A 25265-nucleotide genomic window follows, 5' to 3' on the forward strand; every position below is an offset into this window, starting at 1 on the left:
TTTCAAAGAAAATGGCTGAATACGAACCTGTCATCGGTCTTGAGGTGCATGTCCAACTCAAGACAAAGTCAAAAATGTTTACGCGGGCAGCCTACCAGTATGGTGAAGCGCCCAATGTGTTCACAAATCCGGTCGTTATGGGATTGCCCGGCGCGTTGCCTGTGCTGAACAAAGAGGCCATTGAGCAAACCGTGCGTGTTGGCCTCATGTTTGGAAGCAAGATCGCCGACATCTGCAAATGGGACCGAAAGAACTATTTTTATCCAGACAACCCTAAGAACTACCAAATCTCCCAATACGACCAGCCGCTCTGCGAGGGAGGTGAGGTGGAGATCGAACTACCCGGTTCGGCCCGTAACATCATGGGCGAACACCGTACGGTAAAGCTTACCCGAGCCCATTTGGAAGAAGATGTGGGCAAGCTGACACACTTCGAAAATGACAGTCTGGTCGATTACAACCGCGCCGGAGTCCCGTTGCTCGAGATCGTTTCAGAACCAGATCTCTTTAACACAGACGAAGTAGTTGCCTTTCTTAACGCCCTGCGTGTCGCATTGAGCAATGCAGGCGTTTCCGACTGTGATATGGAAAAGGGCCAGCTCCGCTGCGATGCGAATGTCAGTCTGAAGCTAAAAGGTTCCGACAAACTCGGCACCCGCACTGAAATGAAAAACCTCAATTCAGTCAGCAACGTCAAAAACGCCATCGAATACGAAATCAAACGCCAGACTGAAGTGCTCGATAGCGGAGGTAGTGTCACCCAGGAAACCCGTCGCTGGAACGTTGAAGGCGGTTTTTCCACACCTTTACGCGGCAAAGAAGAAGCTCATGATTATCGCTACTTCCCAGATCCCGATTTGATGCCCGTGAAAGTGCCTGCAGAGGTGATTGAGCGGATCACCAGTGAACTGCCCGAAATGCCCTTCGACATGCAGCGTCGTTACATCGATGATATGGGCCTTCCTTATACGATCACCTCCGTGATTTGCCTGGACAAGCCTCTGAGCGATTACTTCGAAGCTGCACTCAAAATCTGCAATAAGCCTAAACAGGTCGCCAATTACATCGCCAACGATTTGTTACGTGAGCTCTCTGCCGCCGAGGGAGAGGGAGAGGGGTCTCTACCGATCAGCGAAAGCCCGATAAAGCCCAAACATATCGGCGAGTTAGCTAAGCTCGTGGACGACGGCACCATCTCTAGTCAGGTTGCTAAAGAGATCTTTCCCGAGATGTTTACTACCGGAAAAGCGCCCACAGCGATCGTGGAAGAGAAGGGCCTGAAGCAAGACAACGACATGGGTGCCATCGAGGGGATTTGCATCGAAATCATCGCGAAAAACCCGAAGCCCGTCGCTCAATACAAAGAAGGCAAGCAGCAAGCGATCAACCCACTCATGGGCCAGGTCATGAAGGCGACTCAAGGCAAGGCTAATCCCAAAGCCGTCAGCGAGCTTTTACGCAAGCTCATCGACGCAGGGTAAGCAGTTATATTATTGAAACGACCGCCCAGGCAATAGGCCAGCGGCGCTGACAAAGCACCGCCCTCCAGCGGTAGGTGTATCTTGTCTCGTTGTCCGCCGGACCTCGATCACGACCACGATCAGGATTTTACAGACTTTACTGACAAAAACCAGCTCCAGCTCGGCATCGATCGCCCCATACAACTTGATTCTGGATATTCCTGAGTCACCCTCAAATATCATTATGAGGAACAGAACAGCCTTCCCAATAGGGTAGACCACCCCCAGCTTCCCGGTTCCAGAAATTAGCGTCCATTCGCGTTTATTGGCGGATCAAAACGAACCCCTCGAATTGGTCGGAACCACAGATCGACAACGATCACGATAGCGAAAACGAATCAAAACTGACAACCGGAGATCAGGACTTCACATGTGAGACGATTGATTAAACCCCTATGAAATAGATAAATACCGGCAGCGTGATAACCAAAAACAAAACCGTGCTCACCAAAAAGACACTGTTGGTCATATCTTTATCCAAGTCATAGAATTCGGCTATCATATTGGCGAAGACGGCTGAAGGGACGACGCCGAAGAGGATGAGTACATTACGGTCGAGCTCGCTTAAGCCTGCCAATGTGGCCATGAGAACAAACCACAGGGGATAGAGGGTAGAGCGATAAGCGAAGGAAAATAGGTTCTCTTTAAAAAACCTGCCGATCTCCGATGCTTTCATCCCGATTCCTATCGCGACGCAGCTCGACAGACAGCCTCCGTAGACTAGAGGGCGTAGCGTGAGCTTAGCCCAATCAGGCTGTGGAATTTCGGCGAGATTCAGCGCAAGTCCAACAAGCATCGCGACCAGGACGAGATTTCGCGAATCGAACAAGCTTGCACGCGCTGTTACCCAGAATGATACCGGCGCTTCATTGCGCCCGAAGCGGCGAGCTGCCGGAAAGCAGAAGAAGACGAGAAACGGGATGATAAAAAACTGGGCATACGTCGCTTGGGCCAGCCCTTGCTCCCCGAATAAAACCAATGCAACAATCCCGAGTAGGGTGAATCCATGATTCGACAAGCATACCGTAAATAGGAATGAACCCTGTTGCTTACGGCTATGGTTAAAAAATCGGCCCGCACTGCGCGCCACAAAGACTGACAAAATCCATCCACTGAGCACCAGAAAGGGAAGGGTCCATGAGTCGTTTGCCAAGTCTGCTTTCCATACGGCAAGAACTGTAATGCCCGTGTTGAAAAAGAAATAGGCTACGTTGAAAAGCAGTCCAGACAGTCGCGGCCCAGCACCTTTGTGCGCCAAGAAAACACCCAGAGCAGTTGGAAAGATAAGGAGTGCGAAGAGCTGAAGGTAGAGCGAAAGAAAATGCATGCTCCGTCAACGTGAGAGATCTTCAGACACTTGAACAACATTTTATAGGCCAATGCTTGATTAGCCAAATTGCATGGGCAGGATACGAAATTTCCTATGTTCCTTCTTCGCAAACTTGGCAAACTCCTCCGCGGTAACGCGACTGCTTTCCAGATCATCTCGGCTTGTATGCTCGGGTTCATTATGGCTTTTGCCGTGTCACCCGAAAAGGCTCCAGGATTCTACCTTCTGATGTTTTTCCTGGTGCTCATATTGAACTGCAACCTAATCCTTTTTGGTCTCAGCCTGATCATGGGACACACGCTATCACTGATCCTAACGCCCCTCACGTTTAAGCTCGGGGTGATATTGCTGAACAGCCCCTTGGGCGAGCTACTCGGCTTTTTGATTAGCGCACCGGTGACGGCATGGATGGGCTTTGAGTACTATCTAATGCCGGGCGCCTGGGTGCTGGGTGGGATCTTCGGACTGATCGTAGGCGTCGGCATCACACGAATGCTCAAAGGTTACATCAACACCATGGCTAATCTGGAGGCAGGGTCGGAGAAATTTGGAAAGGTCGTAAACAATCCCTTTTTCAAACTCTTTGCCTTTGTATTTCTCGGAGGGCTCTCAGGTAAGCAGACGTTCAACGAACTCCGTGATTCTGATCACAAAAGCTCGCCGATCCGCCTTATCGGCGTCGTGGCTGTAGTCCTCGGCATTCTCACCGCATTTCTTTCGGCGAATATGTTCGATACGGCCTTCTTTACGACACGAGCGCGAGAGGTTTTGACGGATCTTAATGGCGCGTCGGTTGATATAGAACGAATCTCAGTGAACGCGTTTTCCGGATCAGTGGAGGTAAACAAAGTCGCTGCGGCTAATCCCGACGATCTCAGCCGCAACCGTTTGTCTGCGCTCCGTATCACAGCCGATGTCGACACCATGGGGCTCCTGAGCAAGCGAATCGTGCTGAACGAGTTAGCCATCGTCGATGTGATCGCCGATGGCGAGCGCTCCACGACAGGTTGGATAGAAACCCCGGAACCTCCAAGCGAAGAAGAAGCCCGACCGCTGATCCCCACCGACATTAATCAGGAGCAGGTGCTCGCGCTCATAGAATTGTGGAAACTTCGCTTAGAGGGGGCGCAAAAAGCATGGGAGCAAGTCCAAGAACACTTTCCTAAAAGTGACGAGCCAGCACCCACTGTTGAAGAAGTTGAGACCTGGCAGGATGTGCTCGAGCGCGATATTGAGCGCCTCGGATATCGTGCCGTTGTTGCAAAACATCTGTTGCCTGAGCGTCCGTCATTCGAAATCGAGAAAATCGTCGTTGATGGCATCCGGGCGGGAGATGATCCTCTCACCGTATTCGATATTGAATTGGCTCATGTGTCCTCCGACGTGACTTTGCAGGAGTCGTCACCCACCGGTGCGATAGCAAGCAGATCCGGTCAGATAAAAATCGGTTTTGAAGGCCACCAACTGCGCAATGAAACGGAAGCAAACGTTATCAGTTTTCAAGCTTCTGAGATTCCTGTGGCCCTGGTACAACGCTGACTCCCGGAAAACGTCCGCCCTTATGTAAAAAACGGTGTGTTCAGCCTGAGCGGGAAGGGCGCTCTAACCCAGGACTCAATGGAGATCCCCCTAAGCCTGACTTTCGAAGAGCTCACTTTCGAAATCCCCAAAGTCGGCCCCTGGACGCTCAACGAGCTAACCATTCCCGGAAACATTTCAGGCAGTCCAACGCAACCCGCGTTCTCCTTAGATCAACGCGCACTCGCCCAAATGGCTGAGAATGCAATCAAGGACGCCGCTCAAGACGCAATCGAGGGCCGTCTGATGGACGAAGTAGAAAAACGCGCCGGCGACCTCTTGAAAGACGAGAAGATCGGCAACGCCCTAAAAGGACTCTTTGGAAACTGATGATTACGATCTATACCTACTCCGGCTGCTCTACCTGCAAGAAAGCTACACGCTGGCTCAAAGACAATGGAGTTGAGTTTACAGAAAAACCGATCCGCGACACACCACCGAGCGTCGCGGAGCTCAAAAAAATGCTCGAGCATGTCGGGGAGTTGAAGCGCCTCTTCAACACCGCAGGCGGCGATTATCGAGAGCTGAATATGAAGGAAAAGCTCCCGACCCTATCAGAAGAGGAGACGCTCCGGCTCCTGGCCAGCCGGGGGAACCTCATCAAACGACCATTCGTTATTGGCGACGGCGTGGGCACAATCGGTTTCAAAGAAACAGATTGGGCTCAACTCTTCAAATAGGCTGAGGGCTCGGCCTCAGCTCTAATACGTGGTGCCGTGGTGGAGTGCTACCACGCAGCCTGTAAGACGCCGCGCTCTTACGTTTTGAAAGCGGGCTGATTCCAACTCTTTCTGTATCCCTTCGACCGTGGGGAATTGCTCGATAGATCCTGCAAGGTAGTCGTAGGCGCTTTTGTCTTGGGTGAGGCTCGAAGCCAAGTGCGGCAAAATATATTTTAGATAGAAGTAATAAAAGGGGCGTAGGATTTTGTAGGGTTGTGAAAACTCGAGGATGAACAGGTGGCCGCCGGGACGGAGCACGCGATGAAACTCAGCGAGGCCGGTAGCGCGTTTTTCTAAGTTTCGATAGCCAAAGCTGATGGTGATCACATCGACAGAATTGTCCTCGAGGGGCAAATTAAGGCAGTCGCCGAATTCGAAGGGGATCGACTTGCCGTCTACACGCTTGATCTGTTTGCGGCGGGCCTCTTCGAGCATAGGCTCGCAAAAGTCGAGGCCGCGCACTTCGACACCTTCTCCCAGGCCATCTTGAAGCGCGAAGGCGACATCGCCACTGCCCGTAGCCAGGTCGACTACAACCTGGGGCTGTGTCTTCGCCACTTCTCGCACTAATGCCTTGCGCCAGCCGATGTCCATGCCACCTGACAAGACGCGGTTCGCCAAATCATAACGCCCTGCGATGTTGGCAAACATCGCTCTTACGCCTTCTGCCTCAGGCATCGTCTTTAGCGTCCAATTCTGCGTTGCGCTCTTCAGCCTCTTTGAAGCTCGCTACAATCCATTTACTCAAGGCTCCGTCGGGATCGCGAATGATGGCTTCGTCTAGGACAAAATTCTCCAGTCCGGTATTGCGCCGTATGATTGCTAAGCCGTGCGGAAAATCTTTGAGCTGTTCCTCAAGGTAAGTGTAGAGAGTCGTGTCCTCGTCGGGAAGACCATCGATAAGGATATTCTCTGCCTCCTCTGTGAATGAAATCCGATGGCCGTGTTTTTTCGAGAAGTCATCAGCAAAACGCTGGATGTCCTGCTTGTATACGTCGCGTTGAAGGTGGCGGTTGGCTGCTTTCAAAGCTTCCAGAGTCTCTACTGGATTTGAGACTGTCTGGTCGCTGACCTCAAAGTTGCGAATCGCCGTTGAGGGTAGGGCATACTTGAAGTCACGGAATACGCGCTCGAGCACCGTCAGCAGTCCGCGCGCCCCGGTATTTTGCTCAGAGGCGAGGTGGGCCACCTTTTCAATCGCCTCATCTGTTATGGCGAAATCGATCGCATAGCCTGCAAAATCCCGCCGATATTGATCCAAAATAGATCCCTCTGAGGTCGTCAAAATTTTCGCCAAGTCGCCCGCTTTCAAAGACTCACAAGCGACACGCACGGGGACACGGCCGATAAACTCAGGCTCGAAGCCATAATCAATAAAGTCCCTGGTTTCGGCCAAGGGTAAGTATGTGTCGGCCTCTGCGTCGGTACTATTCGATTCCAAGGCAATCGCTCCAAAGCCCAGAGAGCCTGTGTCGACGCGTTTTTTGATCATTGGCGCCAAGCCATCAAAAGCTCCAGAGACGATGAATAAGATGTGCTTTGTGCTGATGGAACGTGCATTTTTCTTGTTTGAGCCCATCGACATCATCGCCTGCATCTGCGCCATCATATCTGTAGGAGAAAAGAGGCTGACTTCAGTCTCTTCCATCATCTTGAGGAGGTTGATTTGAACACCGCGGCCGGAGACATCTTTACCGCCATTCTCACGTCCTGCACCGGCAATCTTGTCGATTTCGTCGATGTAGACGATGCCGTATTGGGCGAGTTCCGTATCGCCGTCCGCTACCTTATTGAGGTCGCGGATCATATCTTCGACATCACTTCCCACATAGCCGGTCTCCGAAAATTTCGTCGCGTCGGCTTTAACGAAAGGCACACCGATTAGTTTGGCGATGTTTCGGATCAGGTAGGTCTTGCCCACACCTGTGGGACCCAAGAGTAGTATGTTGGGCTTGTTGTAGTCCTGTGCCGCGTAATTTTTATCTGCGAGGCAACGTTTTACGTGATTGTAGTGGTCGCACACCGCGACAGACAGGACCTTCTTTGCATCCGTTTGCCGAATGACATAACGGTTCAGGTATGCATGGATCTCCCGCGGCTTGAGCGAGAAATTCTCAATGCGCTCTAACGCTTCACTGCGTGAGTCAGAAGCTTCGGGAGACTCGCCCTCGCCAGGCTCATCGGGTTGCGCCGTAGGCGTTCCAGGCTGCATCGGTCCAAACCCCAATCGTATGTTGGATGAGCCCATTGCTTTTTGGAGTTGTTTTTGGAGTTCTTCGAGAGGATTGGGTGGGTCTTTGTCACTCATGGAGTTCGGGGATTGACACGCTATTTTGATTTCAGAGGTTATTCATCGACCGAGACTTTCAGATCTGCCTAAAAACTAGACCGACATTCAAATTCCGATGGCTGACAACCTCACAAAACGCGACATTGTATTACAAATTTACGAAAAGACTGGGTTTCCGCAAAAGGAAGTGCGCGAAACAGTCCAACTTACGCTCGATGCCATCGCCGATGCTCTCAGTCAAGGGCGCAACGTCGAGCTGCGCAACTTCGGCGTTTTTGAGCTTCAGATTCGAAAACAACGTGTCGGGCGAAATCCCAACCAGCCTGAGACAGATGTCATGATCCCTAAGCGTGCTGTAATAAAGTTCAAGGCGGGCAAGGAATTGAAGGCACATTTGGGCGATCTCGATGTCGACCGAGTCGAGTCAGAGAAGTAGGTAGTTTAGCGCCGAATTCTCTCTCACGCATCCATCGTCCATAATCTTCTTCTATTCTCTCACGGGATGTTTGATTCTCTTCCTGGTTTTCGCGAGTTTTTGCCAGATTCTTGCGGCGTGCGTAATACCATCTTCAACGTGCTGCGGAGCACTGCGGAGCGCTATAATTTTCTAGAGTATGACGCGCCGCTTTTGGAGCCACTCGAACTCTATATCGAAAAATCGGGTCCAGAGATCGTCTCTCAATTGTTCAACTTCGAAGACAAAGGGGGCAGGGCAGTTGCGCTGCGTCCAGAGATGACTCCTACACTGGCCCGCCTTGTCGGAGCGCGGGCAAACTCCATGAAGCGACCGATCAAATGGTTTTCGATCGTTGAAAATTTTCGCTACGAAAAGCCACAAAAAGGCCGGACGCGTTCCTTTTATCAATATAACGCTGATATTTTGGGCGATGCTTCTCCTGGAGCTGATGCTGAACTGATTCTTTTACTCATCGCATCGCTAAAACGGTTTGGGCTGAACGAAACCGATTTTGTTGTCCGCCTGAGCGACCGACAAATGTGGGTGGCGTTCCTCAAGTCTTGGGACCTCAGTGACACGGCCGTCGCGGAGGTTTTGGGCATTGTCGACAAGATGCAACGTGTCGAGCGTCAGGTTACGCTTGAAAAACTGGGTAAGTGCGTGAGTGAGCCTGAGGCCTTATTGAGTGATATCGAAAAACTGATCCAAGTTCGCTCGATCGATGCTCTCGAATCGTTTCTGGCTGCAACGGATTACAAATTTTCCGAAAGACTGGAGGATCTGCGCATCTTGGTTCAGCGGCTGAGTGCAGCAGGGATGGATGGATTTGTTCAACTCGATTTCGGGATCGTGCGGGGGTTAGCTTACTACACCGGTTTTGTTTATGAGGCCTTCGAACGCAGCGGCGAAAGTCGGGCACTGGCTGGAGGCGGCCGCTATGACGAGCTCGTGAAAAAGATGGGGGGGCCAGATCTCCCGGCAGCGGGATTTGCCATGGGCGATGTCACACTACGCGACTGCCTTGAGGAAAAAGGTTTGATCGGTCCGTCCACACCAGAGCCCTCCGTTTATATGGTCGTGGGTGGCGAAGCAGAGATGGCTGCATGCTTGAAGGACGTTACTCGCTTGAGGGAACAGGGATTTCGAGTCGAATATCCGTTCAAACCCGCGGGATTTGGGAAGCAATTCAAGAATGCTGAGAAGTCCGGCGCTAAATACGCGGTAGTCTACGGTGAGGATGAAATTAAGTCGGGCGCTTTAACCGTAAAGGTATTGGCTAGTGGTGACTCAGTCACCGTTCCGCGTGACACATTGATTCGTTGGTTGAGTGATCAAGGCGTTAGAGATTTGTAATTGGCAAAAATCTGACTGAAGTTGGCATTATGAAGTCCTTCCTGTTCGACATCATAAAGAAAGTATTCGCTTACTTGATTGCTTCGGTGCTCACCTTTTTAATCATTATTGGCGTATACGCGGCAATAATCGGGGGTGTGTCACAGGGGCCAACCGTTCAGGTGAATGAGCGCTCATTCTTGATCCTTTCACTAGATCGAAATATCTCCGACCAGCCGCGCCAGCTAACAACCTCCGATGCGCTCGGCCAGCTCTTGAGCGGAGCACCTGAGCCCCTACATCTCTATGAAATTATCACTGCGATTGATGAGGCGAAACAGGACTCTCGGATTGCAGGTATTTTTCTCGTCGGTAATTTGGTAAGCGAAAACTATGGTAGTAGCTACAGTGCAATAGGGGAAATTCGCGAGGCCTTGATTGATTTTCAGGACGAAGGGAAATCTGTCTTGGGCTACATCGAAAATGCCTCCCAGATTGACTATTATCTGTATTCAGTCTGCACCGAGATTTTGGCGAATCCTTTTGGAAGTATACAGCTCAATGGACTCGCTACGTTGAATCCATATTTTGCAGGTGCGATGGATAAATTCGGAATCGAAGCGCAGGTAGTTCGCGTCGGTGATTATAAATCCGCAATCGAACCCTATATACGCGCCGACATGAGTGAAGAGAGCCGTGCACAGACCCAAGAGCTCTTGGCCTCAATTTGGGAAACAATTGCTCTCGAAATGGGAGACTCTCGAGGGGTGCCGGTTGAGCTACTCGACAAATGGGCTAACCAGCATGGCGTATTCGAGGCTCGCAAAGCACTTGATTATGGTCTTGTAGACCAACTGCTATACTACGACGAAGCCCTCCAATATGTGGGAGGATACGGCGAAACTATCCAGGAAGGTCGCACTTTCGAACAGGTAGAAATCGACGATTACATACTGACCCAATCAGAACGGTATGATAATTTCTCGGACGAGCCGTATGTTGCGGTTATTTACGCAGAGGGAGACATTGTCGACGCTACTGAGCCCGCAAACGACATCGCTGGAGATTGGTTGGCGAGACAGATTCGAGACATTCGCTATGCCGACGAACTGCCAGCCGCTGTTGTATTACGCATAAACAGCCCAGGAGGGAGCGCCTATGCGTCTGAAGTCATTCGTCGCGAAATGGAACTGCTCAATGCGGAAGTTCCGGTCATTGTTTCGATGGGAGGCCTGGGTGCTTCGGGCGGCTATTGGATAGCGACGGCGAATGATGGCATTTTCGTAGACGAGGCTACAATTACCGGATCGATCGGTGTTTTTGGATTGTTGCTAAATGTCAAAGAAGCAGGGGGTAAACTCGGTGTGACGTTTGACGGTGTAAAAACACATGACCTCGGATATCTTTATTCCGGTGTGACTCGAAAGAATGAAACTGAAATGGCGGTCTTCCAGGAATCTGTTGATCAGTTGTATGGAGAGTTTATTGACCGTGTAATCGGTAGCCGCCGCGATCTTAGCAGAGAGTCCCTAGAAAAAATCGCGGGCGGGCGTGTATGGTCCGGTGCGCAAGCGATCGAACTTGGACTAGCTGACCAAGCAGGGGGACTTATGGCAGCGATCGAACATGCCGCTGACATATCCGGACTGCTCAGTGGATATCGTGTGGAAGAGTATCCAAAGAAACAAACCCCCGAGTCTTTCTTGTCTGGTCTGTTCACTGAAGGTGTAAATGTGGACTTTCATACTGGAGTGACCATCCCCAAAGAACTTCAAGAAATCGAAACACTGTTAAAGAGTCTCAAGCGACAAGGGAAGATTCTCGCCAAGTCTCCTATAACTGGGTTGGAATAGCTGAGACAGGTCGCCATCAGCGACGAATAGTGCTGCATCCCAGAGTCTAAAATCACCTTTCGCAGGACAGTCTTAAAGATGCAAAATAATGCATGAATAAGCACTAAATACGTTGACATTGGTTTTTTAAATGCAAAATACTGCATGATGTCTTCAGTTCCTAGAGATCTCCTTTTGCAGATGTCGCAAGCTATAACGGCGGAGAAAAAACGACAGAAACTGACTCAGGGCGATTTAGCGAAAATGGCTGGGGTCTCTGTGAGGACGGTAGCCTCTATTGAAGCGGGTAGTATGAGTGTAGCCGCGGGAAGCTATGTATTACTACTGTTTACTTTGGGATTGAGCGTGGTCGTGGAAAGGACTGAGCCGTGACTCGGGTTCGTGTTGTTTTTGGGGGACGGAATGTCGGGATACTCAGTCGAAAGAAAGGTCGGCCCGATTACAGCTTCGCCTACGATCCTGATTGGATCGATACAGGTGTAGAGCTTTCGCCGATCCATCTTCCACTTTCTGGTGACCCCTTTGAGTTTAGCATCCCGTATTTTCGAGATTTGCCAGGACTGGTCTTCGACAGTTTGCCAGATGCCTATGGCCAGAAGATATTACGTCAGCAGATGCAGAGGATGCCAGAGGAAGATCGAGGACCCTTGGGGATGCTGGCTTTGGTCGGAGAGGATGGCGTTGGCGCATTGGAGTACCATCCAAGTGATGACGCTACCGATGAGCTGTCATCAATAGCCGCAGCGGAACAGTTTGCGGAAGCAATTGAGGCGCTCGAACCGGGAGCGGTGTATGCTATCGAAGAGAGGGAGCGGGCATTCGTGGCCTCGGCAGGAAATATTGGAGGAAAGCACCCCAAGTCGACCGGCTTCTGGAACCCCGGCACCGGAGAGGTCGTCGTGGGTCGGGCTTGGCCTGGAGCTGGGTGGAGATCGGTCGTCATAAAGTATAACCTCAACGAAGCGGCACCTCTGGATCGCATTGAGCAAGTCTACATGGAGATGGCAGCTCTATCAGGGATCGCCTGCGCCAAGTCATTTGTATTACCAACAAAGCGATTCAGTCATTTTGTTTCAGTCCGTTTCGATAGAGGTGGGCCAGAGAACGAAAAAGTCCACATGCACTCCTATGCTGGCATCCAGCATCTAGACTTCAATCAGAGGGGAAGCACCTATGAGGATTTCCTGGGGACTGTCCTTCGTGTGTCCAAAAGTCAGGAACAGGTTTTTGAGGCCTTCAGAAGGGCGGTTTTCAATGTCATGGCGCACAATCAGGATGATCACCCTCGAAATTTTTCTTTCTTAATGGGAGCCGACGCTCGATTCTCTCTAGCTCCGTCTTACGACTTGACGTTGACACAGCCCAACGACGGTGAAGGAAACTGGATGTCGATCAATGGCAAAACTCTTGGGATCACTTTTCGAGACATAGATCGAGACATAGAGTATCTAGGCGAGAGCTTCGGTATTCGCCGTGATGCTATACGAGACGTCGTGGACCAGGTTCAGGCTGGAATTGCTGCCTTCGATCGGTTAGCCCGAAGCTATTGCATCGGCGACGGCTACAGGTCTTATGTGCGACAGGCCCTTCGAGCGAACCAAATTGGAGTTAAGGTCTCTTGAAATGCCTAGTAAATGTTCAGACCAATAGTCATATATAAGATCAGGCACGGAGCCTGAATTACGCACAATATATATTATGTCTAATTATTATATTTAGACATCATGTTTGAAGTTCGACGTGAACCGTCCTCTTTAACTAGACGATTTTTAATCTAGGAATATGAAACTTCCTCCCCAAAAAACGCAGATAAAGACAACGCACAGTTTGGATTATATGTCCAGACTCTCAGGAGAAAGCTGTAAGTCATCAACGCGATGCCAAACGTTCTGTTCAAAGTCGAACATCCATGAAGTATAATCGGAATCGGTCCAAATGAAAATCCATCGTTCTTGATCAGCTTGGAAGAAGTATCCTGAATGTGACTCGTTCCACCAGATTTCGCCCAAAATAGGATGATGAAGCCACACATCAGTAGCTCCAAAATGAGTCCTTTCGAGCAGATAGAGATAACCTAGGCCAAAATGGTATATCCAATTGCCATTCTTTGAATTTGCTTCCCAGAACCTATAAATTCCCAGTCCTTCTGCGACACCATAAACTTCCTCGCCATTCAACAACTCACCCATGGGCAAATCATAATAGTCGTCCACATAAGCATCTATTCCGTAATAAAATCCTGCTTCGAAACCAGTATCGTAGGTTTCAAAGCTACCATCATAACATACAAAACCAGGGTTCTGATAACTATAATAATCCGAAGGGTAACCGCCATATTGGAACTCACCATCTCTATCGCCCTCAACGATACTGTAGCCAACATCAAATCCATCCTCAATCCCTCTCTCATATTCCTCACGCTGGAGAGCACAATCAATAGGATCCGAAAACAGAGTATCAGGAAGCGGTTCTGGTAAACCCAGAGTTGGAGGCGGGGCCGGGGAGCTCAAAGCAGACTTCAGAAACAGAACCAATCCCAAATTAACGCTCCAATGAGCTTTGCGGAGACATCTCGTATTCATTTTAGTTAAACCAATTGTGCCCTGGACAGCGCCAGCTGACGCTGGGACCACCTACAAGATTCGAGTAGCCGGCGGACTGGGATTCAGTGAAAGGTTGGTGCGTCATATTACTTATTGCTGAAACAAAGAGATGAAACACTCGTGAGAGTGTTAGATAAGGGCTCCTGGCAAATTTTTCTGTTCCCTTCTGAGGACTTTCTTACTTATCGTCTCATTGAGCTGATTCTCTATCGCTGTGCTAAACCGCTCTCTCACTCCTGAAATACTCGATTCGCTTCCCGAAGATCATAGCGATGCGATTCAAAGCCGGCGTGATATCCAGAAGTTTAATTTCATTCAGGGAAACCATCGATGGTTTTTGAAGCAGATTCGCCTGCTCCCGAAACTACGATCAGGAGATCATATCGTTGAAATTGGCTCGGGTAACGGGACTCTGGGACGCTACCTCAAGTCTAAGAATTTCATTCCAGATGATGTCGCAGTCACGGGACTCGATCTTGCACCCCGGCCAAAATACTGGCCTGAAGACTGGAATTGGATACAAGGCTGTGCTTTTTCTGAGAGCCATCTTTCTAGACCAGCAACACACGTTCTGGCAAACCTAACACTGCACCACTTCACTGAAGAACAATTGGGTAGTCTCTCGCGTCATATTTCCAAAGAGACACGTGCCGTTCTCGCATCAGAAACGCTTCGCTCGCGAATATCTTTAGCACTGCTCCCTTTGGCCCGACTGATGATGATCAATCATGTCACGCGCCACGACGCTCGTGTGAGTCTCGAAGGCGGCTTCCGCGGCGATGAACTTCCAAAGGCTGTAAGACTGTCGAACTCGGAATGGTTCACCGAAATACGCACCCATCCATTGGGAAGCTATCGTCTCAGAGCGGTGCGAACTCTGGACCAATAAAAAGCGCACACCTCGAAAAGAAGTATGCGCTCATAAATAAGGGAATTAACCGGGCCTTATCAAGAACCGCTCTTGGCAAGCTCCTGAAAGACTGCAAAGCGTGCTACGGACTCGAGACGTTCGAGCTCGGCAGGATCGATGTTTTCATCCGCGTTTTCGATTGCCTCTTGAGCGCGCTTCTTTGCCTCTGCAACTGCAGTCAGATCGATTTCTTCCACGTCGATTGCGGCTTCAGTGAGGATCGCGACGGTATCGCTATGAACTTCTGCAAAGCCTTTGTCTATAGCGAGATGCTCTTGCTTGCCGTCATCATGAGTAACATGAAGTGCCCCACCCTCAATCTCTGTTAATAAAGGAATGTGACCTGAAAGGATACCCATCTGACCTTGAGCGGTGGGTAAGACCACCTGCTCAATGGTTTGATCAAAAGCCACCTTCTCAGGGGTGACGATTCTGAGCGTGAGTGACATGGCTTGTTTACTTTGCTGCCTCGAGCACGCTGTCGATTCCGGCTTTATACGCGAAGTCGTTCTCGGCTACATTGTCGAGCTCACCATCTAGGATCATTTTGAAGCCTTTAACGGTATCTTTTACTGGAACATAGACACCTGGAATCCCCGTGAATACCTCACCCACGAAAAATGGCTGTGAGAGGAATTTTTGGATTTTTCGGGCTCTGAATACGGTCTGCTTATCTTCTGGAGACAGCTCATCCAGGCCAAGAATCGCAATGATGTCCTGAAGGTCTTTGTAGCGCTGAAGAACGGATTGCACGCCTCGTGCCACGTCAAAGTGCTCTTGGCCGACAATTGCTGGATCTAGCGCATTAGAAACTGAAGACAGCGGATCTACCGCGGGGTAAATACCCAACTCCGCAATGGAGCGCTCCAGAACGATCGTCGAATCCAAGTGAGCAAACGTATTCGCTGGAGCAGGGTCAGTTAAATCGTCGGCAGGTACATAAACCGCTTGGAATGAGGTAATGGATCCCTTCTTGGTCGATGTGATGCGTTCCTGTAGGATACCCATTTCCTGTGAGAGCGTGGGTTGATACCCTACCGCAGAGGGTGAACGGCCTAGAAGCGCAGATACCTCAGAACCAGCCTGAGAAAAGCGGAAGATGTTATCGACGAACAGAAGAACGTCTTGGTTCTTCTCGTCGCGGAAATACTCAGCCATAGTAAGGCCAGAAAGCGCAACACGCATACGGGCACCTGGAGGCTCATTCATCTGACCATAAACCAGGGCTACCTTTGACTTTGAAATGTCCTCTTGGTCGATGACACCCGCGTCGCTCATTTCCCAATAGAGGTCGTTACCCTCACGAGAACGTTCTCCAACGCCTGCAAATACTGAGTAACCACCGTGCGCTTTGGCGATGTTGTTGATCAGCTCCATGATGACGACAGTCTTTCCGACTCCGGCACCACCGAAAGCCCCCACCTTACCTCCCTTGATGAAGGGACAAATGAGATCTATGACCTTGATTCCTGTTTCGAGGATTTCAGCCTCAGTGCTTTGATCTACCAATGAAGGAGGATTCCGATGGATACTCCAGCGTTCGTCAGCGTCGCATGGACCGCGTTCATCCACGGTGTCACCAGTCACGTTGAAAATTCTGCCGAGTACCTTCTCGCCGACAGGAACAGAGATAGCAGCTCCCGTATCGACAATATCCATGCCGCGGACAAGACCCTCGGTCGAAGACATAGCGACGGCGCGCACAACGCCTTCTCCCAGGTGTTGCTGTACCTCTAGGACTAATCGATTCTCTTGGCCTGAAAGTGTGTAAGTCACTTCTAGGGCTTGGTAGATATCTGGCACCTGCGACTCGTCGAAGCGGGCGTCCACAACCGCACCGATGACTTGGATTATTTTTCCGACGTTACTCATGGATTTGTTATATATAAATGGGATTATTGCGAAGAGGCGGCGGCGATCTCGAGAATTTCCTGGGTGATCGCAGCCTGGCGGGCTTTGTTATATTGAAGAGTCAGGGTATCTGTAAGCTTAGAAGCATTGTCGGTCGCAGATTTCATCGCAACCATGCGCGCGCTGTGTTCCGAAGCCTTACATTCGAGGAGGATTTGATAAATCTGCTGCCTTACAAATAGGCGGGGAAGCTCGGAGAAGATTGCGTCCACTGTCGGCTCAAACTTCATTTCTCGCTTATCTTCAGGAAGATCTTCAAGTGCACGTGCACCCCCACTCTTTTTCAAGCGTTCTAGCATCTCGTGAATGCTGACGAACGGGGCTATGGTCACGAGTGTCGCCTCTTGTTTGAGTGTATTGATGAAAGCTGGATAGAGCACTTCTACGCTATCGATCACGCCTTCATCAAAATCCTTGAGAAGCATCTCCAATATTGGTCGCACTTCCGAGTAGACGATGTCATCTGAGAGAGTGAAATCAGCTACTATATTACGTTGGGTTCGGGCCATGAACTGACGGCCTTTGCGTCCCACGGAGTAGTAGCGTACATCTCCCTCGTGCGACGAAAGCGTACGGAGGATATTGGAATTGAGCGGACCACACAGGCCCTTATCCGTAGAAAATACGAGGATGCCGCGCGTTTTAACTTCGCGTTCTTCAAACAGCGGGTGATGAAGCTCTTCCGCATAGGGAAGAATCGTCTCCAACATGTTCGCTAAGAGTTGGCTGTAAGAACGACCGGCCGTCGCCGACTGCTGAGCACGCCGCATCTTCGAGGCCGCGACCATCTGCATCGCCTTGGTAATCTGGCGGGTGTTTTTGACCGACTTAATACGTCGGCGAATATCTCTAAGGCTGGCCATGGATTAAGAGTTAGATCTCGTTAATGCCCGAGCTTAAGCCTCGAACGAAGCCTTCCAGTTTGTAACAGCCTTGCGAAGGTTTGCGTCAGTCTCATCGGAAATCGCTTTTTCGGTGCGAATGGTGTCCATGAGCTTGGTTTCCGCCGTCTCAAAGAATTCGCGCAGACTGATCGAGGCTTCAACGACTTTTTCCACGGGAATGCTGTCGAAGAAATCGTTTTGCATCGCCCAAATCAATCCGACCTGGATTTCAACCGAAAGTGGGTTGAATTGCTTCTGCTTAAAGAGCTCCACAACACGCTGACCGCGATCGATCTGAGCCTTCGTCTTGGGGTCGAGGTCTGATCCGAATTGCGCGAAGGCCTGAAGTTCGCGGAATTGCGCCAACTGGAGCTTGATCTTTCCTGCTACCTTTTTAATCGCCTTAATTTGGGCGGCAGACCCCACACGGGAAACTGAAAGCCCTACACTGATCGCGGGTCGGATACCCTTGTTAAACAGATCTGTCTCAAGGAATACCTGCCCGTCGGTAATGGAGATCACATTCGTCGGAATATAAGCTGAAACATCGCCAGCCTGAGTTTCGATAATGGGCAGCGCGGTCAAGGAACCATTTCCGTTATCCTCGTTGACACGAGCAGAGCGCTCAAGGAGGCGGGAATGTAAATAGAAGACATCACCAGGATACGCCTCGCGGCCTGATGGTCGCTTGAGAACAAGAGACATCTGACGATAAGCGACCGCTTGCTTTGACAAATCGTCATAAATAATGAGCGCGTCTTTGCCATTGAACATGAACCACTCGCCCATGGATGCACCAGAGAATGGAGCTAGGTATTGGTTGGCCGGATTGTCTGCTGCTGGCGCGGCAACAATGATCGTAAATTCAAGCGCACCGGCGGCTTCTAGAGCCTTGATGGTGCGAGAAATGTTGGACTGCTTTTGACCTACGGCGACGTAAATAGAGTAAACGGGGCGGAACTCCGGGTCTCCACTGGCGAGTCCGACCCTATTCGCGCGAGCCTGGTTGATGATCGTATCGATCGCTACAGTCGTTTTGCCGGTGGCTCGGTCACCGATGATCAGCTCACGCTGGCCTCGCCCAATAGGCACCATCGCATCGATCGCCATGATGCCCGTTTGAAGAGGCTGGTCTACTGACTTGCGCGGGATAATTCCGGGAGCAATTCGCTCGACTGGATAAGATTCGTCTGAGGCGATGGGGCCCTTCCCGTCGACAGGAGCTCCGAGAGCATCCACGACACGTCCCAGCAGGCCCATGCCTACAGGAACGGAAAGTAGCTTTCCAGTCGCCTTCACTTCGTCGCCTTCACGGACACCTGCGGTATCGCCCATGATAACACAACCCACCGCGTTTTCCTCAAGGTTGAGTGCCAAGCCTGTGAGGCCACCAGGGAATTCGATCATCTCCATGTACATGGCTGATGAGAGTCCGTCTACCTTGGCAACGCCGTCTGCGAGGCTGGTGATCGAGCCTACATTTTTCTTGTCAGCCGCCGTGGTCAGGCTGGCGATTTCCTTTTCAATCTGTTCGACGATGGAGCTCATTATAAAAAATCAATTGTTGGGTAAATGTGAGGTGCGCACTATTTTACTTTGTTTGATAGCGCATTGAGGCGGCCAAGTGCTGAAGCGTCTATGACGTCGTCGCCTACACGCAGGCGAAAACCGGCTAAAAGTGATTTGTTGGTAGTCTGTGACACAAGTAGTGGCCGGTTGTACTGTGCCTCCATGGACTTTTTGATATCGAGCACAACAGCCTCGCTCAGTTCGCTTGCGCTCTCGATGAGAATAGTCTGTTCGCGTTCAGCGCGTTTGATTCGGGCCAAATAGGCACGCACCACTTCGATGTGGTTATTGAGCCCCATATTGCGCAGTGCCTCAAGGGCTCCGCTGACCTTTTCTGCGTCAAGGAGTCCGTCCGTCTTGGAAAGATCCAAAAGCTTCCGGGCTAAATCATCTGGTTTAAAACTGGCCACAATGAGTAAAGATTCTAATTCGAACCGTGAAGGAGTTCAGTCGCTGTGTCATTGTAGCGGCTGCGGTCAGAATCTGTGAGTTCTTTGTCGAGCACCTTAGCTGAAGTCGCCACCACGAGCTGTGCAATCTCCTGCCGTACCTCTGATAGCATTTTCTCACGATCCAATTCGTTAGCCTGCTTGGCAGAGCGGATCATTTCCTCAACTTTGCCAGAAGTCTGTTGCACCTGTTGATCGTAATAAGTCTTCGCTTGGTCGCGTGCCTCTTTGACTATGCCTTGTGCCTCTTCAGATGCCCTTTTCAAAAGCTCTGCCTGTTCACGCTCGGACTCAGCAAGTTTGGACTTCATCTCTTCGGCATACTGAAGACCATCCGCGATCTTCTTCTGGCGCTCGTCCATAGTCGACAATACCGGCTTTATCGCAAACCAGTAGAGCGCTCCGACAACGATAAGAAAATTAATGGCCTGTGCCACGATGATGGCGCCATCAATCCCAAAGGTCCCGAGTAGGTTGTCGCCTTCTGCACCGGCAGCTGCAACAAAAGTCAGAGTTTCGATCATTTTAAAGGGCTTTTCTAGAAATTACTAAAAGTCGGAAAGTAACGAGCGAGGGCTTTTCTAGCCCTCGCCGCGTAATGGATTATCCTTGATAAAGGAATAGAGAGTAGAAAGCGACCGCTTCCGCGAGCGCCATACCGATAATGCTCTGAACCAGGATCGGTGTCGCTGCACCAGGATTGCGTCCAACGGACTCAACGGCCTTCGTGCCGATCAAGCCTACACCGATAGCAGCTGCGAAACAGCCAAGACCAGCAGTGAATCCAGCGCCATCTATTGCCGCGATTGTTTGAATGATGTCTGTCATAATGAGTTTGATTTAGGGTTGTTCTCAACCGCACACGATCGCCGCTTTGTGGCGTCATGATCACGGCCGTGAAATTGAAATTAATGGTGGTCGCCGTCCCCGTGGTTACAGATAAGTCCGATATATACGGCAGTGAGCAGCGTGAATACGAGTGCCTGAACGAGACCGATCAAGACCTCGAGAAAGTAGAAAGGCACAGGTACGATGTATGAGGCTAGGCTAGTCATGTTTGTTAGGAGATTTTCACCCCCAAAAACATTGCCAAAGAGTCGGAAGGATAAAGATACGGTTCTAAAAATCCAGGATACGACCTCGATGATCCCCACAGCGAAGAATATTGGGAAAAGCATGACGTAAATCGCGATTGGCATGGTGGACTTGTCCGCCTTGTTGCCGAACCAATCGAAAAGCAAGACTTTCGGCCCAGCATAGCGCATTACGTAATAAAACCATGAGATCTGAACGACAATGGCTAGTGCCAAGGTCATGTTTAGGTCTGCATTTCCAGGGCGTTGCCAGTATTTCAAGTGGCCTTCTTCATCATAAAGACCGTAAGCGCCAACTCCAGGGAGCATACCACTCCAGTTGTGTAGTAAGATATATATAAACAGGCCGATGAGCAGCCAGAAGACATGTCCCACCATTTGCTTTCCGACAATAGGCTCAACAATACCGCGGATGCCACCAACAAAACCTTCTATGATTGCCTGCCCCTTAGAAGGTATCAATGCCGGCTTTCCGACCAGAATTTTGACGAAAAGAATGATGATCAGGGATATCACCCAACTCGTCACCATAGAGTTAGTGATTGGCAGCCCAAAAAATTCGAAAAGTTTGTAGGGTGACGGACTAACTTCTTCGCCACCGGCGGCGAAGATGACTGAGGGCGCCAAAGAAAAAGCGCCTACCATGGTAGGTAGTCTGAAAGCAGAGAGCATTGTTGGGTTTGAAGGGTTTTCGACTATCGGTGAGACAGCGACAAAATGAGATGGGGTCGTGCCAGCCTGTCGTCAATACATCATTCATAAATATTTCTGAATATGGAAGATTTTGGATGTCCAGAATTAGATATTCTTATGGATTGGGTGTTTCAACTGGGCTGGAATGAGTGCCCTGAGATATTCGAGGGGCGCTATTCTGATCTTTAGAGTTGCCCTGTTTGATGTAAGTTTCACCGTAATTTTCGCGCTCCCCCCTGGAGATCGGAAAAATTGATATATGGCAAGAAACGTCGCTACACTGGAGTTCCACAATCGGCTCCTGACCTTTCAACTTTTCACCGACGCTCTTGTTGCTTTCGCGGGCTTGGCGATCGGCTATTTTGTGCGTTTCGATACGCCGATCAGGCAGATTGGTAAGCAAGTATCGGAGGGGCCTGGATTAGTAAACTATCTGCCACTGATGCTCTTTGGTGCTCTATTGCTCGTGTTTTCATTTGCGTTCCTGGGTCTCTACAACTGGAGAAATTTCCTGAGACTGCGCCGCACGCTCCCTATCATTTTTAAGGGAACCATATTTTGGTTTTTTGTTTTTGTTTTCTTCTCTCTTTTCCTGAAATTCGATCCGGCAATTTCGCGGATTTATGCGGCTTGCTGTTTATTGACGTGTCTCGGCGTCATGACCCTCTGGAGAGTCGGCTTATACCGTGTCATCTCCAAAATTGACTGGAAGATCCGCCTGAACCAACGGGTGGCCATTTTGGGCTGGAATGACGAAGCTTCCAAGCTTGCCGATCAGGTTCACAAGGATGAAACCCATCCCTATGAGATCGCGGGCGTCATCATGAGCACGGTGCAATCTGAGACGAACACCCGCTGCTTATTTCCGGTCTTAGGCGACATGCATGACCTGGAGCATATTCTCAGGGAAAATGAAATCGACATTCTCATAAACACAGATCTGGACCTCCAGCGGAGTGAATTGATCAATGTGGTGCACACCTGCGAACGGTCTTATGTGGACCTCAAGCTGAATCCTTCCATCTTCCAAGTCTTTGTCTCAAATCTATACCTTGAGACTGTGTCTGGTGTTCCAGTGATCGGATTGGAAACGCCGCGAATAAACAAAATCTGGCACCAGATGGGAAAGCGCATTGTCGACATCTGCGGCGGGTTGTTTGGTCTGATCATTTTCGCTCCAGCGATCGCTGCTTTTGCATATCTCATAAAAAAACAGGATTCTGCGGGTCCTGTCTTTTTTAAACAGACCCGCATTGGCAAAAACGGCATGCCTTTCACTATCTATAAACTCGGCTCGATGAAGGTGAATGCAGAGGCCGAAACGGGCGCGGTGTGGGCGATAAAGGATGACCCGCGCCGTTTGCCCATTGGACGTTTTATGCGGGAATGGAATATCGACGAGTTACCTCAATTTTGGAACGTCTTAAAGGGTGACATGAGTCTGGTAGGTCCCCGGCCAGAAAGACCCGAATTGATCGAGAAGTTCGAACGTGAGATAGATCACTACAATCCACGACACACGGTTAAGCCGGGGATGACGGGCTGGGCTCAGGTGAATGGATTGCGCGGAGATACCAGCCTGACTGAACGTATAAGGTATGACCTTTACTATATCGAAAATTGGTCACTCTATTTTGATTTTCAGATCATGGTCATGACATTTTTTACTCGGGATAATGCCTACTAGATCATTCACTTTATCTCATGCCCAATCTCCTTATCCAAGGCGGACAGCCTCTCAATGGCACGATACGCCCGCACGGCAATAAGAACGCCGCTCTGCCCACACTCTGCGCCTCTTTGCTGACCGATGAGCTGGTTGTCTTAGACAATATTCCACACATCACAGATGTGGAGAAACTTGTTAGTTACTTCAAGGACATGGGCTCTAAGGTATATTGGGATAAAGGAGCGAAGCGCATTGAGCTCAGTCACCGAGATTTCGGAAAAGCTGGCAACGCTGCGTTACCGGTGGGCATGCGCTCTTCAGTTTTATTATTTGCTCCGCTGCTTCACCGCATTGGCCAGGTGCCTCTCGCAGTAAATGCAAAAGGGTGTGCACTCGGCGTGCGCGAGCTAGATCCGCATATAGAAATCATGCATCATTTCGGAGCCGAAATGATCCAGAGCGCTTCGGCGATCGATCTTAAAATCGCAAAGCCTATGCAAGGCTGTCGGCACTGGGCAGACTACATGTCAGTTACTGCTACTGAGAATTTCGTGATGGCTGCTGTATTGGCAAAAGGGAATTCCATTCTTCTCAATGCCGCCAGCGAACCCCACGTCCAGGACGTGTGCCGTTTTCTGGTTCAGCTGGGAGCAAAAATTAGCGGTATTGGCACCAGTCGTATTGAGATTGAAGGAGTAGACTCTCTGTCTAGCGGGGCCTTTCAGATCTCTTCCGATTTCCATGAGGTCGTGACATTCCTTGCTCTCGGAGCCATGACAGATGGTCACGTTGAGGTACATGACGTGCAAACCGAACATTTTGACCTCATTATTCGTAGTTTTGCCAAGCTGGGCGTGAGTGTAGAAAACGATGGCGAAACCCTTTCTGTCTTTCCGGGCCAAACTCGCGTTATCCAAAAGCCGCTTACTTCAAATATTTTACCAAAAATTGAGGCCGCTCCCTGGCCCTACTTTCCCGTCGATTTGTTGCCATTGATGATCGCCTTATCGGTTAGAGCTCAAGGGGAGGTTCAGTTTTGGAACAAGGTCTACGAAAATGGGTTTTCCTGGATTCCGGAACTGACTAAATTCGGAGCGCACGTAGTAACCTCCGATCCACACCGAATCGTCGTATTTGGAAACCGCCCGCTGCGCCCTGCCACGGTTGAGGCGCCCTATATTATCCGAGCCGCCGTGGCGCTTTATATGGTGGCCGCAACCATCGAAGGCGAGAGCCGTGTCATCCATGCCGACCCGATTCGTCGTGCCCATCCAGGCTTCGTAGAGAATCTTCAAAGGTTGGGTGCAGTTGTTCACTGGGATTGATGCATTAAGGCTGCCAGGTATTCTCTTTAGACATGGACAACGACCTCCCCACAGGGACTGATTTTTTGCAACAATCTGCCCAATCGCCATCACATCAAGATGCTGCGCTCAGACCTCTTTCGTTTTCTGACTTTCGTGGGCAACCACGCACAGTGGAGCGACTTGAAATAATGGTCGGCGCTGCGTCTCAGAGAAACGAAGCACTCAACCACATCCTGCTCAGCGGACCTCCTGGGTTGGGCAAAACTACCCTAGCCCACATTCTCGGATCTGAACTCGGCGTCACAGTCCGTGTTACCGCAGGACCCGTTTTGGAAAAACCAGGGGATTTAGCGGGACTGCTTACAAACCTCGAAGAGCGCGATATCCTCTTTGTCGATGAAATACACCGCATGCCCAAAACAGTGGAGGAATATCTCTACTCTGCGATGGAAGACTTCTGCATCGATATCATGATCGATCAAGGGCCCAACGCGCGCAGTGTACGGCTCAATGTGCCTCGTTTTACTCTGGTTGGAGCCACCACGCGCGTCGGAATGTTGACAGCTCCTTTGCGCAGTCGTTTCACCCTGCAAACACGCCTCAATTATTACCAGCGCGAAGACCTGATACGCATTGTGAATCGGAGCTGCAAGCTGCTTGGAGTGACTGTTGAGCCTGAAGGAGCTGAGGAAATCGCCCAGCGTGCTCGTGGCACTCCCCGCATCACAAATAACCTCGTGAATTTTGTCCGCGATTTTGCCCAGCAACGAGCCGATGGGGTGATCACTAAACAAATTGCCGCAGACGCCCTGGAGTTATTGGACATTGACCAAAACGGACTCGATGAACTGGACAAGCGCATTTTGTCCACCCTAGCCAACCATTATAAAGGTGGGCCGGCTGGTTTAGCGACAATTGCTGTGGCGGTCGGTGAAGAGACCGATACCATCGAGGACGTTCATGAGCCTTACTTAATTCAAGAAGGCTACTTGCAAAGGACGCCGCAAGGTCGGGTGCTCACTCCGAAGGCTTGGCAGTTGGTCGGCCTAGACCCAGAAGCCGGCAGCGAACAAACCAATCTTTTTTAAAGGAGA

The 25265-nt window shown here is 50.4% G+C and carries 25 protein-coding genes; 13 read left to right on the forward strand and 12 right to left on the reverse strand.

Going from position 1 to position 25265, the window contains the following annotated elements:
- Positions 1-11 precede the first annotated feature (11 nt).
- Positions 12-1481 carry an Asp-tRNA(Asn)/Glu-tRNA(Gln) amidotransferase subunit GatB gene (gene gatB / locus HRU10_02335; protein NRA26067.1) on the forward strand — a complete coding sequence of 490 codons (1470 nt, stop codon included), beginning with the start codon at positions 12-14 and terminating at the stop codon, positions 1479-1481.
- A 424-nt stretch (positions 1482-1905) separates the two neighbouring features.
- Here the strand turns inward: gatB and HRU10_02340 are convergent, their stop codons facing one another.
- Positions 1906-2847, reverse strand: a complete 942-nt coding sequence (locus HRU10_02340) for an AEC family transporter (GenBank protein NRA26068.1) — start codon at positions 2845-2847, stop codon at positions 1906-1908.
- A gap of 96 nt (positions 2848-2943) precedes the next feature.
- Between HRU10_02340 and HRU10_02345 the strand changes: the two genes are divergently transcribed.
- The 3 genes from HRU10_02345 (at position 2944) to HRU10_02355 (ending at position 5108) form a co-directional block, all read left to right on the forward strand.
- Entirely contained in the window at positions 2944-4389 is a 1446-nt protein-coding gene (locus tag HRU10_02345; GenBank protein NRA26069.1) for a hypothetical protein, read from the forward strand.
- A gap of 78 nt (positions 4390-4467) precedes the next feature.
- The gene (locus HRU10_02350; GenBank protein NRA26070.1) at positions 4468-4758 is read left to right on the forward strand and encodes a hypothetical protein; all 291 of its coding nucleotides are present in this window, start codon (positions 4468-4470) and stop codon (positions 4756-4758) included.
- Complete coding sequence (locus HRU10_02355; GenBank protein NRA26071.1) at positions 4758-5108, forward strand: arsenate reductase family protein; 351 nt, start codon at positions 4758-4760, stop codon at positions 5106-5108. Before HRU10_02350 ends, HRU10_02355 begins: the two co-directional genes overlap by 1 nt.
- A 21-nt stretch (positions 5109-5129) precedes the next feature.
- Here HRU10_02355 and ubiE read toward each other — a convergent pair whose 3' ends face one another.
- Positions 5130-5828 (reverse strand): bifunctional demethylmenaquinone methyltransferase/2-methoxy-6-polyprenyl-1,4-benzoquinol methylase UbiE, encoded by a 699-nt coding sequence (ubiE, locus tag HRU10_02360; protein NRA26072.1) that lies wholly within the window; start codon positions 5826-5828, stop codon positions 5130-5132.
- Complete coding sequence (locus HRU10_02365) at positions 5821-7458, reverse strand: AAA family ATPase (GenBank protein NRA26073.1); 1638 nt, start codon at positions 7456-7458, stop codon at positions 5821-5823. Before HRU10_02365 ends, ubiE begins: the two co-directional genes overlap by 8 nt.
- A 97-nt stretch (positions 7459-7555) precedes the next feature.
- On the opposite strand from HRU10_02365, the gene HRU10_02370 reads away from it, so the two are divergent.
- The 5 genes from HRU10_02370 to HRU10_02390 all read left to right on the forward strand — a co-directional run bounded on the left by HRU10_02370 (position 7556) and on the right by HRU10_02390 (position 12704).
- Positions 7556-7876, forward strand: a complete 321-nt coding sequence (locus HRU10_02370) for an integration host factor subunit beta (GenBank protein NRA26074.1) — start codon at positions 7556-7558, stop codon at positions 7874-7876.
- Positions 7877-7942: 66 nt separating this feature from the next.
- On the forward strand, positions 7943-9250 hold the full coding sequence (locus HRU10_02375) for a histidine--tRNA ligase (GenBank protein NRA26075.1): 1308 nt from the start codon (positions 7943-7945) through the stop codon (positions 9248-9250).
- Positions 9251-9279: 29 nt separating this feature from the next.
- Positions 9280-11082: a signal peptide peptidase SppA gene (gene sppA, locus HRU10_02380; GenBank protein NRA26076.1), complete on the forward strand. Its 1803-nt coding sequence runs from the start codon at positions 9280-9282 to the stop codon at positions 11080-11082.
- Positions 11083-11262: 180 nt separating this feature from the next.
- Complete coding sequence (locus tag HRU10_02385) at positions 11263-11454, forward strand: helix-turn-helix domain-containing protein (GenBank protein ID NRA26077.1); 192 nt, start codon at positions 11263-11265, stop codon at positions 11452-11454.
- On the forward strand, positions 11451-12704 hold the full coding sequence (locus tag HRU10_02390) for a type II toxin-antitoxin system HipA family toxin (GenBank protein NRA26078.1): 1254 nt from the start codon (positions 11451-11453) through the stop codon (positions 12702-12704). Before HRU10_02385 ends, HRU10_02390 begins: the two co-directional genes overlap by 4 nt.
- A gap of 210 nt (positions 12705-12914) precedes the next feature.
- Here the strand turns inward: HRU10_02390 and HRU10_02395 are convergent, their stop codons facing one another.
- Positions 12915-13664, reverse strand: a complete 750-nt coding sequence (locus tag HRU10_02395) for a hypothetical protein (protein NRA26079.1) — start codon at positions 13662-13664, stop codon at positions 12915-12917.
- Between the two features lie 235 nt (positions 13665-13899).
- Between HRU10_02395 and HRU10_02400 the strand changes: the two genes are divergently transcribed.
- On the forward strand, positions 13900-14574 hold the full coding sequence (locus HRU10_02400; protein NRA26080.1) for a hypothetical protein: 675 nt from the start codon (positions 13900-13902) through the stop codon (positions 14572-14574).
- Positions 14575-14633: 59 nt separating this feature from the next.
- On the opposite strand, the gene atpC is transcribed toward HRU10_02400, so the two are convergent.
- The 8 genes from atpC to HRU10_02440 all read right to left on the reverse strand — a co-directional run bounded on the left by atpC (position 14634) and on the right by HRU10_02440 (position 21033).
- The gene (gene atpC / locus HRU10_02405; GenBank protein NRA26081.1) at positions 14634-15044 is read right to left on the reverse strand and encodes an ATP synthase F1 subunit epsilon; all 411 of its coding nucleotides are present in this window, start codon (positions 15042-15044) and stop codon (positions 14634-14636) included.
- Between the two features lie 7 nt (positions 15045-15051).
- Complete coding sequence (gene atpD / locus HRU10_02410) at positions 15052-16467, reverse strand: F0F1 ATP synthase subunit beta (GenBank protein ID NRA26082.1); 1416 nt, start codon at positions 16465-16467, stop codon at positions 15052-15054.
- A 23-nt stretch (positions 16468-16490) separates the two neighbouring features.
- Complete coding sequence (atpG, locus tag HRU10_02415; protein NRA26083.1) at positions 16491-17369, reverse strand: ATP synthase F1 subunit gamma; 879 nt, start codon at positions 17367-17369, stop codon at positions 16491-16493.
- A 33-nt stretch (positions 17370-17402) separates the two neighbouring features.
- Entirely contained in the window at positions 17403-18938 is a 1536-nt protein-coding gene (locus HRU10_02420; protein NRA26084.1) for a F0F1 ATP synthase subunit alpha, read from the reverse strand.
- A gap of 38 nt (positions 18939-18976) precedes the next feature.
- On the reverse strand, positions 18977-19369 hold the full coding sequence (locus tag HRU10_02425) for a F0F1 ATP synthase subunit delta (protein NRA26085.1): 393 nt from the start codon (positions 19367-19369) through the stop codon (positions 18977-18979).
- 14 nt (positions 19370-19383) lie between these two features.
- Positions 19384-19932, reverse strand: coding sequence for a F0F1 ATP synthase subunit B (gene atpF, locus HRU10_02430; GenBank protein ID NRA26086.1), 549 nt, complete (start codon positions 19930-19932; stop codon positions 19384-19386).
- Between the two features lie 79 nt (positions 19933-20011).
- Complete coding sequence (locus HRU10_02435) at positions 20012-20236, reverse strand: ATP synthase F0 subunit C (protein NRA26087.1); 225 nt, start codon at positions 20234-20236, stop codon at positions 20012-20014.
- Between the two features lie 80 nt (positions 20237-20316).
- Positions 20317-21033, reverse strand: coding sequence for a F0F1 ATP synthase subunit A (locus HRU10_02440; GenBank protein ID NRA26088.1), 717 nt, complete (start codon positions 21031-21033; stop codon positions 20317-20319).
- Between the two features lie 421 nt (positions 21034-21454).
- On the opposite strand from HRU10_02440, the gene HRU10_02445 reads away from it, so the two are divergent.
- The 3 genes from HRU10_02445 to ruvB are packed head-to-tail and all read left to right on the forward strand — an operon-like array spanning position 21455 to position 25259.
- Entirely contained in the window at positions 21455-22882 is a 1428-nt protein-coding gene (locus HRU10_02445) for a sugar transferase (protein NRA26089.1), read from the forward strand.
- A gap of 17 nt (positions 22883-22899) precedes the next feature.
- Complete coding sequence (locus tag HRU10_02450) at positions 22900-24189, forward strand: UDP-N-acetylglucosamine 1-carboxyvinyltransferase (protein ID NRA26090.1); 1290 nt, start codon at positions 22900-22902, stop codon at positions 24187-24189.
- 32 nt (positions 24190-24221) lie between these two features.
- The gene (gene ruvB / locus HRU10_02455; GenBank protein ID NRA26091.1) at positions 24222-25259 is read left to right on the forward strand and encodes a Holliday junction branch migration DNA helicase RuvB; all 1038 of its coding nucleotides are present in this window, start codon (positions 24222-24224) and stop codon (positions 25257-25259) included.
- Positions 25260-25265: the final 6 nt, after the last annotated feature.

It is taken from the genome of Opitutales bacterium (genome assembly GCA_013215165.1).
Lineage (GTDB): Bacteria > Verrucomicrobiota > Verrucomicrobiia > Opitutales > JABSRG01 > JABSRG01.

What these genes read in the sequence shown, in the direction of transcription:
- gatB (NRA26067.1), top strand. Translation starts at nt 12, where the DNA reads ATGGCTGAATACGAACCTGTCATCGGTCTTGAGGTGCATGTCCAACTC.
- atpC (NRA26081.1), bottom strand. Translation starts at nt 15,044, where the DNA reads ATGTCACTCACGCTCAGAATCGTCACCCCTGAGAAGGTGGCTTTTGAT.
- ubiE (NRA26072.1), bottom strand. Translation starts at nt 5,828, where the DNA reads ATGCCTGAGGCAGAAGGCGTAAGAGCGATGTTTGCCAACATCGCAGGG.
- atpG (NRA26083.1), bottom strand. Translation starts at nt 17,369, where the DNA reads ATGGCCAGCCTTAGAGATATTCGCCGACGTATTAAGTCGGTCAAAAAC.
- HRU10_02355 (NRA26071.1), top strand. Translation starts at nt 4,758, where the DNA reads ATGATTACGATCTATACCTACTCCGGCTGCTCTACCTGCAAGAAAGCT.
- HRU10_02340 (NRA26068.1), bottom strand. Translation starts at nt 2,847, where the DNA reads ATGCATTTTCTTTCGCTCTACCTTCAGCTCTTCGCACTCCTTATCTTT.
- HRU10_02440 (NRA26088.1), bottom strand. Translation starts at nt 21,033, where the DNA reads ATGGTGACGAGTTGGGTGATATCCCTGATCATCATTCTTTTCGTCAAA.
- HRU10_02345 (NRA26069.1), top strand. Translation starts at nt 2,944, where the DNA reads ATGTTCCTTCTTCGCAAACTTGGCAAACTCCTCCGCGGTAACGCGACT.
- HRU10_02445 (NRA26089.1), top strand. Translation starts at nt 21,455, where the DNA reads ATGGCAAGAAACGTCGCTACACTGGAGTTCCACAATCGGCTCCTGACC.
- HRU10_02450 (NRA26090.1), top strand. Translation starts at nt 22,900, where the DNA reads ATGCCCAATCTCCTTATCCAAGGCGGACAGCCTCTCAATGGCACGATA.
- HRU10_02420 (NRA26084.1), bottom strand. Translation starts at nt 18,938, where the DNA reads ATGAGCTCCATCGTCGAACAGATTGAAAAGGAAATCGCCAGCCTGACC.
- HRU10_02350 (NRA26070.1), top strand. Translation starts at nt 4,468, where the DNA reads ATGGAGATCCCCCTAAGCCTGACTTTCGAAGAGCTCACTTTCGAAATC.
- sppA (NRA26076.1), top strand. Translation starts at nt 9,280, where the DNA reads ATGAAGTCCTTCCTGTTCGACATCATAAAGAAAGTATTCGCTTACTTG.
- ruvB (NRA26091.1), top strand. Translation starts at nt 24,222, where the DNA reads ATGGACAACGACCTCCCCACAGGGACTGATTTTTTGCAACAATCTGCC.
- HRU10_02375 (NRA26075.1), top strand. Translation starts at nt 7,943, where the DNA reads ATGTTTGATTCTCTTCCTGGTTTTCGCGAGTTTTTGCCAGATTCTTGC.
- HRU10_02370 (NRA26074.1), top strand. Translation starts at nt 7,556, where the DNA reads ATGGCTGACAACCTCACAAAACGCGACATTGTATTACAAATTTACGAA.
- atpD (NRA26082.1), bottom strand. Translation starts at nt 16,467, where the DNA reads ATGAGTAACGTCGGAAAAATAATCCAAGTCATCGGTGCGGTTGTGGAC.
- HRU10_02385 (NRA26077.1), top strand. Translation starts at nt 11,263, where the DNA reads ATGTCGCAAGCTATAACGGCGGAGAAAAAACGACAGAAACTGACTCAG.
- HRU10_02365 (NRA26073.1), bottom strand. Translation starts at nt 7,458, where the DNA reads ATGAGTGACAAAGACCCACCCAATCCTCTCGAAGAACTCCAAAAACAA.
- HRU10_02435 (NRA26087.1), bottom strand. Translation starts at nt 20,236, where the DNA reads ATGACAGACATCATTCAAACAATCGCGGCAATAGATGGCGCTGGATTC.
- atpF (NRA26086.1), bottom strand. Translation starts at nt 19,932, where the DNA reads ATGATCGAAACTCTGACTTTTGTTGCAGCTGCCGGTGCAGAAGGCGAC.
- HRU10_02395 (NRA26079.1), bottom strand. Translation starts at nt 13,664, where the DNA reads ATGAATACGAGATGTCTCCGCAAAGCTCATTGGAGCGTTAATTTGGGA.